Source organism: Blastococcus sp. Marseille-P5729 (assembly GCF_900292035.1).
Classification (GTDB): Bacteria; Actinomycetota; Actinomycetes; order Mycobacteriales; family Antricoccaceae; genus Cumulibacter.
In genome coordinates this window covers 1504258-1518611 of sequence record NZ_OMPO01000001.1, presented here as the reverse complement: position 1 = coordinate 1518611, position 14354 = coordinate 1504258, and the positions used below count along the sequence as shown (strand labels likewise).

At 67.8% G+C, this 14354-nt stretch carries 16 protein-coding genes; 9 read left to right on the top strand and 7 right to left on the bottom strand.

The features are described 5' to 3' along the window. Window positions 1-40 precede the first annotated feature (40 nt). The 6 genes from DAA40_RS07395 to DAA40_RS07370 all read left to right on the top strand — a co-directional run bounded on the left by DAA40_RS07395 (window position 41) and on the right by DAA40_RS07370 (window position 4023). Window positions 41-316, top strand: coding sequence for a hypothetical protein (locus DAA40_RS07395; RefSeq protein WP_106848968.1), 276 nt, complete (start codon window positions 41-43; stop codon window positions 314-316). Continuing rightward, window positions 316-798 (top strand): hypothetical protein, encoded by a 483-nt coding sequence (locus tag DAA40_RS07390; protein ID WP_106848967.1) that lies wholly within the window; start codon window positions 316-318, stop codon window positions 796-798. The genes DAA40_RS07395 and DAA40_RS07390 overlap by 1 nt, the downstream gene beginning before the upstream one ends. Further along, complete coding sequence (locus DAA40_RS07385; RefSeq protein ID WP_158716293.1) at window positions 795-1301, top strand: hypothetical protein; 507 nt, start codon at window positions 795-797, stop codon at window positions 1299-1301. The genes DAA40_RS07390 and DAA40_RS07385 overlap by 4 nt, the downstream gene beginning before the upstream one ends. Window positions 1302-1305: 4 nt before the next feature. Beyond that, a complete protein-coding gene (locus tag DAA40_RS07380) occupies window positions 1306-2355 on the top strand; it encodes a D-2-hydroxyacid dehydrogenase (RefSeq protein WP_106848965.1) in 1050 nt (349 codons plus the stop codon). A gap of 91 nt (window positions 2356-2446) precedes the next feature. Beyond that, entirely contained in the window at window positions 2447-3373 is a 927-nt protein-coding gene (gene pheA / locus DAA40_RS07375) for a prephenate dehydratase (protein WP_106848964.1), read from the top strand. Further along, the gene (locus DAA40_RS07370) at window positions 3370-4023 is read left to right on the top strand and encodes a histidine phosphatase family protein (protein ID WP_106848963.1); all 654 of its coding nucleotides are present in this window, start codon (window positions 3370-3372) and stop codon (window positions 4021-4023) included. The genes pheA and DAA40_RS07370 overlap by 4 nt, the downstream gene beginning before the upstream one ends. A 3-nt stretch (window positions 4024-4026) precedes the next feature. Here DAA40_RS07370 and DAA40_RS07365 read toward each other — a convergent pair whose 3' ends face one another. The 7 genes from DAA40_RS07365 to DAA40_RS07335 all read right to left on the bottom strand — a co-directional run bounded on the left by DAA40_RS07365 (window position 4027) and on the right by DAA40_RS07335 (window position 11175). After that, the gene (locus DAA40_RS07365; protein ID WP_234356266.1) at window positions 4027-4353 is read right to left on the bottom strand and encodes a co-chaperone GroES; all 327 of its coding nucleotides are present in this window, start codon (window positions 4351-4353) and stop codon (window positions 4027-4029) included. A gap of 25 nt (window positions 4354-4378) precedes the next feature. After that, entirely contained in the window at window positions 4379-5611 is a 1233-nt protein-coding gene (locus DAA40_RS07360; RefSeq protein WP_234356265.1) for an alpha-hydroxy acid oxidase, read from the bottom strand. A gap of 129 nt (window positions 5612-5740) precedes the next feature. Next, complete coding sequence (locus DAA40_RS07355) at window positions 5741-6742, bottom strand: glycine betaine ABC transporter substrate-binding protein (RefSeq protein WP_106848962.1); 1002 nt, start codon at window positions 6740-6742, stop codon at window positions 5741-5743. A 69-nt stretch (window positions 6743-6811) separates the two neighbouring features. Further along, window positions 6812-7678 carry a proline/glycine betaine ABC transporter permease gene (locus DAA40_RS07350; RefSeq protein WP_106848961.1) on the bottom strand — a complete coding sequence of 289 codons (867 nt, stop codon included), beginning with the start codon at window positions 7676-7678 and terminating at the stop codon, window positions 6812-6814. Further along, window positions 7678-9006, bottom strand: a complete 1329-nt coding sequence (locus DAA40_RS07345; RefSeq protein ID WP_199849571.1) for a glycine betaine/L-proline ABC transporter ATP-binding protein — start codon at window positions 9004-9006, stop codon at window positions 7678-7680. The genes DAA40_RS07350 and DAA40_RS07345 overlap by 1 nt, the downstream gene beginning before the upstream one ends. Window positions 9007-9360: 354 nt before the next feature. Beyond that, complete coding sequence (locus DAA40_RS07340; protein WP_234356264.1) at window positions 9361-9708, bottom strand: metallopeptidase family protein; 348 nt, start codon at window positions 9706-9708, stop codon at window positions 9361-9363. Between the two features lie 9 nt (window positions 9709-9717). Further along, window positions 9718-11175 carry a GuaB1 family IMP dehydrogenase-related protein gene (locus DAA40_RS07335; RefSeq protein ID WP_106848958.1) on the bottom strand — a complete coding sequence of 486 codons (1458 nt, stop codon included), beginning with the start codon at window positions 11173-11175 and terminating at the stop codon, window positions 9718-9720. 53 nt (window positions 11176-11228) lie between these two features. On the opposite strand from DAA40_RS07335, the gene serS reads away from it, so the two are divergent. From serS to DAA40_RS07320, 3 genes are read left to right on the top strand one after another with little or no spacing between them, the layout of a single operon-like run. Beyond that, window positions 11229-12500 carry a serine--tRNA ligase gene (gene serS / locus DAA40_RS07330; protein WP_106848957.1) on the top strand — a complete coding sequence of 424 codons (1272 nt, stop codon included), beginning with the start codon at window positions 11229-11231 and terminating at the stop codon, window positions 12498-12500. Beyond that, window positions 12500-13408 carry an HAD family hydrolase gene (locus DAA40_RS07325; protein WP_106848956.1) on the top strand — a complete coding sequence of 303 codons (909 nt, stop codon included), beginning with the start codon at window positions 12500-12502 and terminating at the stop codon, window positions 13406-13408. The genes serS and DAA40_RS07325 overlap by 1 nt, the downstream gene beginning before the upstream one ends. Then, window positions 13405-14199: an HAD-IIB family hydrolase gene (locus tag DAA40_RS07320; protein ID WP_158716292.1), complete on the top strand. Its 795-nt coding sequence runs from the start codon at window positions 13405-13407 to the stop codon at window positions 14197-14199. Before DAA40_RS07325 ends, DAA40_RS07320 begins: the two co-directional genes overlap by 4 nt. Window positions 14200-14354 lie beyond the last annotated feature (155 nt).

Below are 14354 nucleotides of genomic sequence, written 5' to 3'. Positions count from 1 at the left end.
GTGACCACGCTCGAGCCCGCTGCATGGGAGACTGGGCAGCGTGTCGAAAGCCAACGCCAACACCTCGTTGCTGGCGCACCGCGCACGAGCGACCACCGGGTCCTACTCCCTCACCGTGCGGCTGCGCACCGGTACCGATCCGCTGACGACCCGCGACGATATCTCGATGGCCTACCCGCCGGGAGTCGGGCGAGTCAGCATGGCGCTGGCCGAACACCACCGCCAGCTGAACCCCAACTACATCATTCCCAGCGTGTTCGACCCGGGAATCACCACGGTGGTCGCCCGCGCGATCGTCCGGCAGGAGGAGGACTAGTGAACGGCCCCATCAACTCCCGGTTCGCGGTCGGGCCCTTCGTCGCCGGCGCCCCGATGCTGCTGATCGGCGTGCTGTTCATCGCCGGGCTCGACAGCACCATGGGCGACATTCTCGGCTGGATCTTCGTCGTCGTCGGCGTCGCGCTCCTGGTGCTGTCGATGCTGATGTTCCGGGAGCTTTCGAGGTGGAACAAGCTGCGCCGCACCGGTTGGCAGAAGCTCGTGGTGAAGATGGTGGTGGACGACGCGTACGGCGAGCGCGACAAGACCCTCGTCGACACCAAGGACGGCAAGTACCGGATCGCGATGGCGCGCTACCCGCTCGAGCTGCGTGACGAGATCGAGTCGAGCAACGTGATCGAGTACGTCGGCGAGCTCGGTGACGACACCGCGATCCTGGTTCGTCCGCGCAAGGGGGAGCTGGAGTACTTCGCGCGGTGCCGTTCGCTGGCGATGCTGCAGCCGGGAACCAGCGCGTGAGCCCAGCGGCGGACGACGAACGCACGGCCCGGCACGAGAAAGCCAAGGACCGCGCGTTCATCGGCGCGCTGATCATTGCCGGGGCGCTCATCGGGATCGGCATCGTGCTCATCTCCTGGCGCGGCGCGTGGGCCTTCCTCGGCGGCTTCCTGTTCCTCTTCGGCGGCTCGATCGGCGCCGCCTCGTTGATCGGGTTCACCTATCGCCGTAAGGCGCGGAGGGTCCTCGAGTCGCACGAATGGATGACGACGCCGGTCAAGGTGCTCGCCCGTCCGAAGTCGGGCCGCAATGGACGCACGATCATCGAGCTGCTCGATCCGGGCCAGTACATCGCGGTTACCGGGCTTTCACCGGAGACCACCAACCGCATCGAGCGCGAGGGGGTCCTGCAGTACGCCGGGGACCTCGGTGGGACCTCGATGATCTTCGTACGCGTGCCGGACGGCGAGGAGATCTACGTCGCCGTCCTGCCCCGCGACCGTGACGTCGCCCGTGAAGGATGAGCGGATGAGTGCCCAGGTGCAGGTGACGATCGCCGTCCCGATGACGGAGGCGCTCGTCGAGCAGATCCGGTTGGTCGACGACCGTGTCGAGGTCGTCTACGACCGGGAGCAGTTCCCGGGAGAGCGCTACCTCGGCGACCACCACGGCGCGCCGGCGCGAGAGCGCACCGACCAGGAGCGCGCGGCGTTCTTCGACTACCTCGCGGACGCCGAGATCGTCTACGGCATACCGGAGCTGCAGCCGTCCGGGTTGTCGCGGCTGGTCTCCCGGAACGAGCGGCTGCGGTGGGTGCACGCCGTCCAGGCCGGGGCGGGAGCGATGGTCCTCGCAGCGGACCTGTCACCGCACCAGCTCGAACGGGTCACCGTGACGACGTCGGCCGGGGTCCACGCGTCGTCCCTCGCGGAATTCGCAGTGTTCGGCATGCTCGCGGGGTCTCAGGATCTCGTGCGCCTACGGCGAGACCAGGAAGCGCACGTCTGGCCCGACCGGCGGGCCACCCGGCAGCTGAACGGCGCCACCTGCCTGATCGTAGGCGCGGGCGAGATCGGCACGGCCATCGCGTACCGGGCTCGGGCCCTCGGCATGCGAACGATCGGCGTCAAGCGGACGGTCGAGCCGGTCGAGCACTTCGACGAGATAGTGAGTACCGACGAGCTGCGCGAACGGGCCGCCGAGGCCGACCACCTCGTGGTGACGCTGCCCGGCACGGCCAGCACGGAGCATCTGGTGGACGCCGACGTGCTGGCCGCCTGCAAGCCGGGGGTGCACCTCGTCAACGTCGGCCGGGGGTCGGTCATTGACGAGACGGCCCTGATCGACGCGTTGCGCAGCGGACAGGTGGGCTCGGCGGCTCTCGACGTGTTCGAGCGCGAGCCACTCGATGCCCACAGCCCGCTGTGGGACCTGCCGAACGTGATCGTCAGCCCGCACACCGCAGCGCTCGACGACGGCGAGGAACAGCGGGTGGCGGATCTGTTCTGCGACAACCTGCGCCGCTATCTTGCCGGTGCCGAGCTGCGCAACCGGGTGGACCCGGCCGAGGGCTACTGACCTCACCACGCCGGCGCCGGCGACATCGGGGCACCGCGGGCGTTCACGAGACCGTCATCCCAGAGCCGCAGGCGGCGGATAGGCTCGACGGGTGCCTGACTCCTACGCCTTCCTCGGCCCCGCCGGTACCTTCGCGCAGCAAGCGCTGCTGAGCATCCCCGGGGTGAGCGAGGCCGTCCTGCTGCCGTGCCCGGGTGTTCCGGCGGTCACCGCGGCGGTCCGCTCCGGCGAGGCACGTTACGGCCTGGTGCCGATCGAGAACTCCGTCGAAGGCCCGGTCTCGACCACGACCGACGAGCTGGTCGTCGGCGACCCGCTGCAGATCGTCCGGGAGGTCTTCCTCCCGGTGTCCTTCGTCCTCGCCGCACGCGGCAAGAGCCTGGACGACGTCCGCACGCTGGTCAGCCACCCGCACGCACACGCGCAGGTGCGGGCGTGGGTCGGTGCGAACCTGCCGGGCGCCGACGCGGTGACCACGACCTCGACCGCAGAGGCCGCGGCGCTGGTCGCGCGGGGCGAGTACGACGCCGCGGTGTGCGCGTCGATCGCGGCGGAGAACCACGGGCTGGCGATCCTCGCCGACGGCATCGAGGACACCAAGGACGCGGTCACCCGGTTCGTGCTGCTCACCCTGCCCGAGGCGCCCGCACCGCGGACCGGCAACGACCGCACCAGCATCGTCGTCCACATCAGGCAGGAGCAGCCCGGCGCACTGAGCGGAGTCCTGGCCGAGCTCGCCTCCCGCTCGATCAACCTGACCCGCATCGAGTCGCGCCCGTGGCGGGAGCGGATCGGCGAGTACCACTTCATCCTCGAGTGCGAGGGGCACATCGCCGACCCGCGGGTGGGTGACGCGCTGGCGGCCCTGCACCGCATCTGCGCCGACGTCCGCTTCCTCGGCTCCTACCCGCGTGCCGATCGCCGCAACGAGGGCTTCCCCGACCACGCCACCGACGAGGCGTTCGACGAGGCCGCACGCTGGCTTGCAGCAGTGCGTCAAGGGGGCCAGCCGCGATGAAGCTCTACCTCGTGCGGCATGCCGAGAGCGAGGCCAACCGCGACCATGTCATCGCGTGCGGCATTCCTGGCCCGAACCTGACCGATCTCGGCTGGGAGCAGGCCGAGACGCTCGTCGAACGGCTGCAGAGCGCTGACATCACGGCGGTCTACCACTCGCGGATGGTCCGCACCAAGCAGACCGCGACACCGCTCGCCCGCACGTTCGGGCTGCGCATGACCGAGCTTGAGGGCCTGCACGAGGTGCAGCTGGGAGATCTGGCTGAGCGCTCGGACGTCGAGGCCTACGACCTGATGGACGCGCTCGCGACCGACTGGAACATGCGCGAGAAGCTCGACCTCGCCCGGCCGGGCGGCGAGTCGGGGGCCGACGTCCTGCGCCGCATGACTGGCGAGCTCGACCGCATACGCGCCGAGCACGGGGACTCCGACGACTCCGTGGTGGCGGTCGCGCACGGCTTCTGCCTGCGGACGGCGACCCAGCGGTGGGCGGATGGTGTGAGCATGGAGTTCGCCTTCCGCAACCTGCTGCCGAACGCCTCGGTTATCGAGATCGACGTGCCTCGCGACCCGAGCCAGCGGCCGCGGATCGTCTCCTGGGCGGGCATCGACCCGCTGGAGGCCGAGCCCGACGAGGGCGGCATCATCTAGCCGTCAGAGATAGAGCCCGGTCGACACCTCAACCCGCTTCGCGGCGATCGCGTGGACGTCGCGCTCGCGCATGATCACGTAGGTCTCGGTCTGGATCTCGACCTCGTGCCCGTCCTCCTCGGCGTACAGCACGCGGTCGTCGACCTTCACGTTGCGTACCGACGGGCCGGCGCCGAGCACCTTGCCCCACTTCAGCCGCTTGGCCACCTGCGCGGTGGCGGGAATCAGGATGCCGCCGGAGGACCGGCGGTCGCCCTCATCGGTCGAGTCCTGCACGAGCAGACGGTCGTGCAGCATCATGATCGGCAGCTTGGGGTCGTTCTCGGTCACCCGACGAGGGTACTCGATGTCTCGCTCACGGGATGCGGACGTGCTGCGGACCGAGGTCGGCGACGCGCGCGACTCCGAGCAGCTGCATGGTCCGCAAGATCTCCTCGCGCAGGATCTGCAGGGCACGCCGGACGCCGAGATGACCGCCGGCCATCAGCCCGTACAGGTAGGCGCGACCGACGAAGGCGGCGTCCGCCCCGGACGCGATCGCCGTCACGATGTCGCTGCCGCTCATGATGCCGCCGTCGATGAACACCGCCGGCTCGTCGCCGAGCGCTGCGCGTACCTCCGGAAGCAATCGCAGCGGGGGGCGCGCGCGGGACAGCTGGCGGCCACCGTGGTTGGACAGAATGATCCCGTCAGCGCCGACGTCGAAGGACTCCTTGGCGTCCTCGACGCTCTGGATTCCTTTGATGATGAGCTTGCCGGGCCAGATCGAGCGCAGCCACTCGACGTCCTTGAACGACACGGTCGGGTCGAACATGTGGTTGATCATGTCCGCGACCGTGCCCTCCCAACTCGTGAGCGAGGCGAACTCCAGGGGCGCGGTGGTGAGTAGGTTCGCCCACCAGGAGGGATGCAGCGCCATGTCGGCGAAGGTCTTCACCGACAGCTGCGGGGGAATGGTGAGCCCGTTGCGGACGTCGCGCAGCCGCGCGCCCGCGACCGCCGTGTCGACGGTCAGCATCAGCGCGGAGTAGCCCGCCTCGCGCGCCCGCTCCACCAGCTCGGTGCTCGCGGCGCGGTCTTTCCACACGTATAGCTGGAAATACCGCGGGATGTCGGGCGTCACGCGGGTGACGTCCTCGATGGAGGTGGTCCCCATCGTCGAGAGGGCGTACGGGATGCCGGCGTTGTTGGCCTCGTACCCGACCGCCGTCTCGCCCTGGTAGTGCATCATCCGGGTGAAGCCGGTGGGCGCCAGGGCGAACGGCATCGCCGACTGCTCGCCGAGGATCATCGTCCTCAGGTCGACCTGCGAGATGTCGCGCAGCACGTTGGCGTTCAGCTCCGCCGCCTGCCACAGCTCGCGGGAACGGCGCAGCGACGACTCGTCCTCGGCCGAGCCGTCGGTGTAGTCGAACACCGACCGCGGCGTACGCCGCATCGCGATCGCGCGCAGGTCCTCGATCGTGGTGGCGCGCGACAGTCGCCGCGCTGACCCGCCGAGCTGGGGGCTGCGAAAGCCGAGCCGCGGCTTGAGGTCCTCCCACTTCGGCAGCTGGCGAGGGATCTTCGGCATCGGGTCGGTCCGCATCCTCCAACCATAATGCGTCCGGTGGCCGGCGCATTGGCGTGGAACGGCGGATGCCGGGATCCCTCGGGGGAATCCCGGCATCCGGGCAAGGCCGTCTGGCGGGGTGCGACCGCCGACTCCTCGGCTGCCTTAGCCGAGCTCGCCGGCCTTGAGCTGGGTAGCGAAGTCCGGGTTCTCCGACAACCACTGCGCGACCGCCGCGTCATTGTCCTGGCCGTTGAAGTTGTCGGCGCCGAACATGATGTTCTCCAGCGACGACAGGTGCTCGTCGCTCAGGATCAGGTTCTTGACGATCTGCGACGCGACCGGATGCTCTTCGCTGAAGCCATCGGTGGCGAAGGAGTAGATGAACTCGGTGCCTCCCATGGCGCCCTTCGGATCCTCGAGGTCACGCATCGGGAACGCGTCGTACGCCCAGTGCGGACGCCAGAGCGTCACGGCGATGTTGGTACCGTTCGACTGGGAGGCCTTGATCGCCGCGAGCATCGCCGGCGTGGACGACGTCGTGAAGGTCATGCCGTCGAGACCGTACTCGGGAATTGCCTTCTCCTCGGTCTGCTTGGTCAGTCCGGCGCCCGGCTCGATGCCGACGATGGTGTTGCCGTACTCGTCACCCATCTCCGCGAGGTCCTCGATGGACTGGGCAGGCGAGTCCTCGTTGACCGCGATCGTGAGCTTGGCGTTGTCGTACCAGCAGCCCAGGCTCTCCATCTGATCGCCGTACTCGTTGAGGTAGTCCTCATGCGTGATCGGCAGCCACGCGTCGGTGACGAGATCGATCGATCCGTCCGCGACCGCGGTGTAGGCGGGCGCGGCGTCGTAGGGCTCGATGGTGACGGTGTAGCCGTCCTGTTCCAGTACTGCCTTCAGCAGATGTGCGGTCGCGAAAGACTCGTCCCAGCCGTTGAAGGCGCCGATGCTGATCTCCTTGTCAGCATCCTCACCGCTGACCTCAGCGACGTCCTGCACACCCTCGGTCATGTCGCACTCTGCCCACTCGCTCTGGGTGGCGGTCTCGTCGGAACCGGAGCCGGAGTCGTCACCGGAGCCAGTGTTGCTGGCGCCGCAGCCGGTCAGGACCAGCGCGGCGGCCATGGCGATTCCCGCCATCGTCTTGGATCGCTTGAACATTCGGATATCTCCTCTCGTAGCGGGCACTGCCCGCAACCGAACTACTACTTTCGGGTCAGGATGGATGGATTAGGCGTTGAGCTTCTCGAGCTTGTTCAGGTACGACCATCGGGTGCCCAGCGAGTTGCTCAGCCGGTCGAGGAAGATCGCGATGATCACCACGGCTAGGCCTGCCTCGACGCCGAGCGGCACGTTCAATCGAGCCAGTGACGCAGTGACCGCGCCGCCGAGCCCGCCGGCGCCGGCCATGCCCGCTAGCACGACCATCGACAGCGCCAGCATGATGACCTGATTGACGCCGGCCATGATCGTCGGTAGCGCCAGCGGTAGCTGGATCTGCCGAAGGATGCGCCCCCTGCTGGCGCCGAAGGCATTCCCGGCCTCGACGACCTCCTTGTCGACACCGCGGATCGCCAGCTCGGTGAGCCGGACGCCCGGCGGCAGCGCGAAGATCAGCGTCGCGATCGCTCCGGGAGCGATGCCGACCGAGAAGATCGTGATGGCCGGGACGAGGTAGACGAGCGCGGGGAGCGTCTGCATGAGGTCGAGCAGTGGCTTGATCAGGCGCGATACAGCATCTGAGCGAGCGGCCCAGATGCCCAGCGGAATGGCTATCAGTAGGGCGATCGTGACCGCGACCAGGACGAGGGCGATGGTGCTCATCGCGTTGTCCCACTGATCGAAGGCCCGGATCAGGTAGAACCCGATGACAGTGAACACGGCGAGCTTCCAGCTGGTCACCCACCAGGCGAGCGCGGCGAATACCGCGATCATCACCAGGTAAATGGGCGTGCTGAGCAGGAAGTAGAGAGCATCGTAGAAGCCGGTCAGGATCGCCTTGACGAGGTCGAAGAACCACGCGAGGTTCGTCGTCGTCCAGTCGAGCGCCTGGTCGGTCCATTCGCCGAACGGGATTCGTGGATTCAGCAGGTCCATCAGATCCCCTCCCCGGCGACGGCGTCGGCCGGTTCGGTGAAGCTGCGCTCGGCCTCGATCTCGGCGACCGAGATCGAGCCCGTCGTCAGCGCTCCATGCTCGGGCGCATGCGGCCGGCCGTCGTCGTCGACCGGCTGCAGCTCGGTCGTGTTGCCGAGCTGAGCCAAGGAGGCAAGGATCGCGATGCGCGGTACGACGCCCAGCAATCTGTTGTCGTCGTCGACGACCGCCAGCGGGATGGGCGAGGACGACGAGGGAGCGAACAACTCCGCCAGTGGGGTGTCGGCGCTCACGGTGTGGATGCCATCCAGACGCACATAGTCGTCAAGTCGCTCGGCCTTGTCCTTGATGGCCTGGACCGCGTCGCCGTCGGTCACGTACCCGAGCAACGTACGATCGCGCGCCACCACCAGGGCACCTGCAGACTGCGTGCGGCGCATCTGATCGAGGGCGCCCCGCGGGCCGAATCCCGAGGGGACGAGGCTCACCGGCTTCTCCATGACGGACCGGGCCGTCAGCACGCGGGTGCGGTCGACGTCCTGGACGAACTGGGCGACATAGTCATTCGCCGGGTCAGTGAGGATCTGCTCGGCTGTACCGATCTGAACGATCCGCCCGTCGCGCATCACGGCGATGCGGTCGCCGATGAACATGGCCTCGTTGAGGTCGTGCGTGATGAATACGATCGTCTTGCCGAGGTCGCGCTGGAGCTCTAGGAGCTGCTCCTGCATCTCCCGGCGGATCAGCGGGTCGAGGGCGGAGAAGGCTTCGTCCATCAGCAGGATGTCGGTCTCGGAGGCGAGCGCGCGAGCCAACCCGACCCGCTGCTGCATTCCGCCGGAGAGCTGGCTGGGCAGCTTGTCCCCCCACCCGTCCAGCTCGACCATCTTCAGCCAGTGCGCCGCGGTCGCCTCGCGTTCGGCCTTCCCGACCCCTTTCACCTCGAGCGCGTAGGCCGCGTTCTCCAGCACCGTGCGATGGGGCAAGAGGGCGAAGTGCTGGAACACCATCGAGACCTTCCCCTGGCGGATCTTCCGCAGCTGAGCGTCCGATGCGGTAGCCAGGTCGACGCCGTCGATCTCGACACTGCCGGAGGACGGCTTCCACAGACCGTTCAGCGTGCGGATCAATGTGGACTTCCCTGAGCCGGAAAGGCCCATTACGACGAAGATCTCGCCCTCTTGGACGTCCATGGAGGCATCGATCACCGCGGCGGTGCCGAGGTGCTGCACGTCCTCCTTGGAAGCGCCCTCCTGGAGTCTCCTGACGGCTTCCTGCTCGCGACGTCCGAAGATCTTGTAGACATTCTTGACGCTCAGCTTCGCCACAATCCCACCTTTCTTGAGGTCAGCGGTCGGCGCGGAACAACCCCTACGAAGCGATGACCGCTCAGTCGGGCGGCAGCACCACCCCATTGCGTGGCGGGGCCGTAGCGCGCTCTGGCACCGACCACCACGCCAAGACGAGCCCGATCGGCGGCGCCTCCGCAGAACCGGGGGCTACGGCACCTGGGCCCCGTCACGCCGTGTAGGCGACCTATCGATGTAACCACTTATCTGTAGGTAGGTGACGCTGGATCGATCGAACGCCCGGATCGTTACCCAACAGGTGGGTGGATCGTTACGGAGCGGATACCGGCTGTGTGATCGACCTCCCGATTGTCGCCGCCGCGTGGTGTGTCCTCAGCCCCATCCGAGCTCATGGAGCCGCTCGTCGCTGATCCCGAAGTGGTGCGCGATCTCGTGGACGACGGTGATCAGCACCTCGTCGCGGACGTCGTCCTCGTTCTGGCAGAGCTCGAGGATCGCCTCCCGGTAGATCCAGATCGTGTCCGGCAGCACACCGCCGTAGTCGCTGAGCCGCTCAGTCAACGCGATCCCGTCGTAGAGCCCGAGGATCGAGGGTTCCTCGTCGTTGCGCGCCGCGACTTGGACGACGACGTTGTCCATCCGGGCGGTGAGCTCCGGAGGAATCTCGTCAAGTGCCTCGCTGACCAGCCGGTCGAACCGGCGTCGGCTGATCTTGACCACCACCGGTCGCTACCAGGAGGTGGTGTGCGGTCGACCTTCGTCGTACCCGGCGCTGCTCTGCAAGCCGACGACGGCGAGCTCGCGGAACTCGGTGATCGTGCGTGCGCCGGCATAGGTGAACGATGAGCGGACGCCGGCCACGATCTGGTCGAGCAGGTCCTCCACCCCGGGCCGCTGCGGATCGAGGTACATGCGCGAGTGGCTGATGCCCTCCTCGAACAGGGCGGATCTCGCACGATCGAAGGCCGACTGGTCCTTGGTGCGGCTGCGGACCGCGCGGGCCGAGGCCATGCCGAAGCTCTCCTTGTAGAGCCGGCCGTCGACGTCCACGACCAGGTCGCCGGCGGACTCGTAGGTCCCGGCGAACCACGACCCGACCATGACGCTCGCCGCGCCGGCAGCGAGCGCGAGGGCCACGTCGCGCGGATACTTCACTCCGCCGTCCGCCCAGACGTGCGCACCGAGGTCGCTTGCCGCCTGCGCACACTCGAGCACTGCTGAGAACTGCGGACGGCCGACACCAGTCATCATGCGAGTCGTGCACATCGCGCCCGGGCCAACGCCGACCTTGAGGATGTCGGCGCCAGCGTTCACGAGATCGCTGACGCCATCCGGCGTGACCACATTGCCTGCTACGACAGGGATCTGGCGGCCCGTCCTGTTTGCATGGTCGTCGCGCGCAGCCACGATCTGCGGCAGCACCTCGACCATCTTCTCCTGATGACCGTGCGCGGTGTCAGCCACGAGGACGTCGACGCCGATCGACAGCAGCTCGGCCGCCTTGCCCTTGATGTCGCCGTTGATCCCGATCGCGCCACCGACCATGAGCTTGCCCTGCGGATCGAGGGCCGGCTGGTAGATCGCCGAGCGCAGCACGCCCTTGCGCGTTAGGACGCCGACGAGCTGATCGCCGTCGAGCACCGGCACCAGAGGCAGGTGGCCGCGAGTCATCGTCTCGAAGGCCTGGGAGAGATCGGCGTCCTTGTCGACCGTCACGATGCTGGTCGTCATCACGTCGCCGACGCGGGTGAACCGGTCGACCTCGACGCAGTCCCGCTCGTTGACGATGCCGACCGGCTTGCCGTCGTCGATCACCACGGCCACGCCATGAGCGCGCTTGCCCAGCAGCGACAGCACCGTGGTGACAGCGTCGTTCGGCGCAACGGTCACGGGGGTCTCGAACACCGGGTGGCTCTGCTTGACCTCGCTGACCATCTCCCGGACGGCGTCCAGCGCTATGTCCTGCGGCAGGATCGCGATGCCGCCGCGTCGCGCGACGGTCTCGGCCATCCGCCGTCCGGCGACAGCGGTCATGTTTGCGACCGCGATCGGGATGGTGGTGCCCACCTCGTCGGGCGTCGTCAGGTCGACGTCGAGGCGTGATGACACCGACGAACGCCGCGGGACCATGAACACGTCGCTATAGGTGAGGTCCAGGGTCGGCTGGAGGTCGTTGAGGAACTTCACGCGCAACAGGCTACGCGAGGAACGAGGCACACCGGGCCGAATAGAATCGCCACGTGATCGATCTTCGGGTAGTACGCGACGACCTCGAGCGGGTGCGCGCGAGCCAGCAGGCTCGCGGCATCGACCCCGCCACCGCCGATGAGCTGAAGGACGCCGACGAGGCGCGGCGAACGGCGCTGTCGGCCTACGAGTCGTTGCGCGCCGAGCAGAAGCAGGCCGGCCAGGCGGTCAAGAAGGCGACCGCCGAGGAACGCCCCGCGCTGCTGTCGCGGGCCAAGGAGCTCGCGGCCGACGTGAAGGCCGCCGAGTCGGCCGCCAACCAGGCCGCGGCCGATCTGCGCGCGGCCCACGCCGAGGTGCACAACCTGATCATCGACGGCGTTCCCGCCGGAGGCGAGGACGACTTCGTCGAGCTCGAGAGGGTCGGCGAGATCCCGTCCTTCGGGTTCGCGCCGAAGGATCACGACGAGCTCGGCCACACCCTCGGGGTGTTCGACCTCCCGCGGGGCGCGAAGGTCTCCGGAGCCCGCTTCTACTTCCTGACCGGGATCGGCGCGCAGCTGGAACTGGCGCTGGTGAACATGGCGATGGCGCAGGCGGCATCGTACGGCCTCATCCCGATGATCGCGCCGTCGCTGGTGCGGCCCGAGTCGATGGAGGGCACTGGATTCCTCGGCGCGCACGCCGATGAGGTCTACCACCTCGAGAACGACGACCTCTACCTCGTGGGCACCTCGGAGGTGGCGCTGGCCGGTTACCACTCCGACGAGATCATCGACCTTTCCGCCGGACCGACGCGGTACGCCGGGTTCTCGTCGTGCTTCCGCCGCGAGGCCGGGTCGTATGGCAAGGACACCAAGGGCGTGTTCCGGGTGCACTGGTTCGACAAGGTCGAGATGTTCGTCTACTGCACGCCCGAGGATGCCGAGGCTGAGCACCAGCGGCTGCTGGAGTGGCAGAAAGAGTTCCTGGGCAAGCTCGAGCTGCCGTTCCGGGTCATTGACGTCGCCGCCGGCGACCTCGGATCCTCTGCTGCGCGGAAGTTCGACTGCGAGGTCTGGTTCCCGTCCCAGCAGCGATACCGCGAGCTGACCTCGACGTCCAACTGCACGACCTACCAGGCCCGTCGGCTGAACATCCGCTACCGCGACGAGGATGGAAGGCCGCAGATCGCGGCGACGCTGAATGGCACCCTCTGCGCGGTGACGCGGACGATCGCGGCACTGCTCGACGTCCACCAGCAGGAGGACGGCTCGGTACGTGTGCCTGAGGCCATCCGACCGTTCCTTGGTGGCCTCGAGGTCATCTCCGCCAAGCCGCTGTGATGCGGCCGCACAAGGAGGCTGCGCGGCAACCAGGCTGGCAGCCCAAGCTCGTCGCTACCGACCTGGATGGCACCTATATCTGCCATGGGCATGGCCTGTCACCCGAGCACCGGGCCACGCGTGACTGGCTCGAGGCGCGCGGGATCCCGATGGTGCCGGTGACCGGTCGGGGCCCGCGGCTGCTCGACCTCACCCGATCGGAGATCGGCGAGGAGGGGCTGCTGATCATGGGTCAGGGCGGAATCGTCTACGACGGCCGCACCCTGCTCCATCGGGAGTCGATGAGCGGCGAGCTCGCGCTGAGCATCCTCGAGCAGGTGCGAGAGCACGTCGACGACGTCCGCATCGGCGCGGAGGACGGCGCCGACTTCGAGCTGCCGCTGCGGCTGGAGCACGGGTTCGTGTGGCCCTACTCGATGGATGAGTCGATCAACGTCGACGTCGAGGACGTCGTGAGCGACGAGGTGCTGAAGGTGTTCGTCGAGTCGCAGCGGCACCCGATCGACGAGCTGACCGCGCTGATCAAGTCCTTTGTGCCGGAGGATCTCGCCTACGTGACCCACTCGGGCATCGGGTTCGTCGAGATCTCCCCGCCCGATGTCAGCAAGGCCGCGGGCGTGAAGTACATCTGCGACCGGTTCGGGATCGACCACGCCGACGTGCTCTGCTTCGGCGACATGCCCAACGACCTGCCGATGTTCGAGTGGTCCGGCCGGGCGGTCGCGATGGCCGACGGTCACCCCGACGTCCTCGCCGCCGCCGACGACCTCGCGCCGGCGTCCTGCGACTACGGCATCACCCGCTACATCGCCGATCTCTTCCCGGATTTCGGCTTTGCTCAATCCCGGGATGCTGGAACGCTCAGCGATCACTTCATTCCAAGATCGGGGGGACACGGGGAGTCGTGAGTACGCCGAAGCTGATCATCAGCGACATCGATGGCACGATCGCCAACCGCGGAGTCGTCTCGCAGCGCACATGGGCGGCGATCCAGGCGGTGCGCGCGGCCGGCATCCAGTTCGCCGTCGCCACCGGCCGGACGGCGGGACTGCTCGCCCCGGTGCTCGATCACGGCTACGACGGCATCGCGATCTGCGACAACGGGGCGCTTACCTACGACGCCGGCAACGACCACGTGCTCGCCTGCGAGCTGATCGAGGCGGGTGTGGTCGGTGAGATGGCGCACGAGGTAGCGCGCCAGTATCCCGGCCTGCACCTCGGACTGTCACGGATCACGCCGAATCCCCGGTCGATGTACTCCGAGCCACGACAGATCGAGGTCTACGACTTCGGCCAGGAAGCCCTCGAGGTCGGCGACTTCGGGCTGTTCCCTGCAGCGAAGATCTGGGCGGTGGACCGTGACATGCGCAGCAGCGAGATCGGTGCTCTCCTCGAGCCGATCGCCGCAGGCCGGGTTGAGATCGCGTGGTCCAGCGAGGACAGTGGGCTGGTCGAGATGACGGCGCTCGGCGTCACCAAGGCCAGCGCGTGCGCCGCGCTCGCGCACCGGTGGGGGATCGCCGTCGAGGACGTCGTGTGCATGGGGGACATGACCAACGACCTCGAGATGCTCGAGTGGGCGGGCACGGCGATCGTTCCCGAGAACGGCAACGACGACGCGAAGGCGCGCGCGGACCGAATCATCGGGCACATCGCGGACGACGGCACCGCCGCCTATCTCGAGTCCCTCATCGCTTGAGCCGAGGCGAGAGGGAAGATCCTAGAGATACTGGCCGGAGGCATGGTCGTCGTTTACACGGTCGTCACTTCGGCTCCGGCTCCTTCGTCGCCGTTGCTCAGTACCAGCGAGCGACCGAGGAACGAGGGACGCCGAGACGTGGTGACCTAGGGCTT

Bases quoted from the DNA above. Each gene is read 5' to 3' on its own strand.
- DAA40_RS07360 (WP_234356265.1), bottom strand. From the start codon at position 5,611: ATGCGGACCGACCCGATGCCGAAGATCCCTCGCCAGCTGCCGAAGTGG.
- DAA40_RS07350 (WP_106848961.1), bottom strand. From the start codon at position 7,678: ATGGACCTGCTGAATCCACGAATCCCGTTCGGCGAATGGACCGACCAG.
- DAA40_RS07355 (WP_106848962.1), bottom strand. From the start codon at position 6,742: ATGTTCAAGCGATCCAAGACGATGGCGGGAATCGCCATGGCCGCCGCG.
- DAA40_RS07370 (WP_106848963.1), top strand. From the start codon at position 3,370: ATGAAGCTCTACCTCGTGCGGCATGCCGAGAGCGAGGCCAACCGCGAC.
- DAA40_RS07325 (WP_106848956.1), top strand. From the start codon at position 12,500: ATGCGGCCGCACAAGGAGGCTGCGCGGCAACCAGGCTGGCAGCCCAAG.
- DAA40_RS07380 (WP_106848965.1), top strand. From the start codon at position 1,306: ATGAGTGCCCAGGTGCAGGTGACGATCGCCGTCCCGATGACGGAGGCG.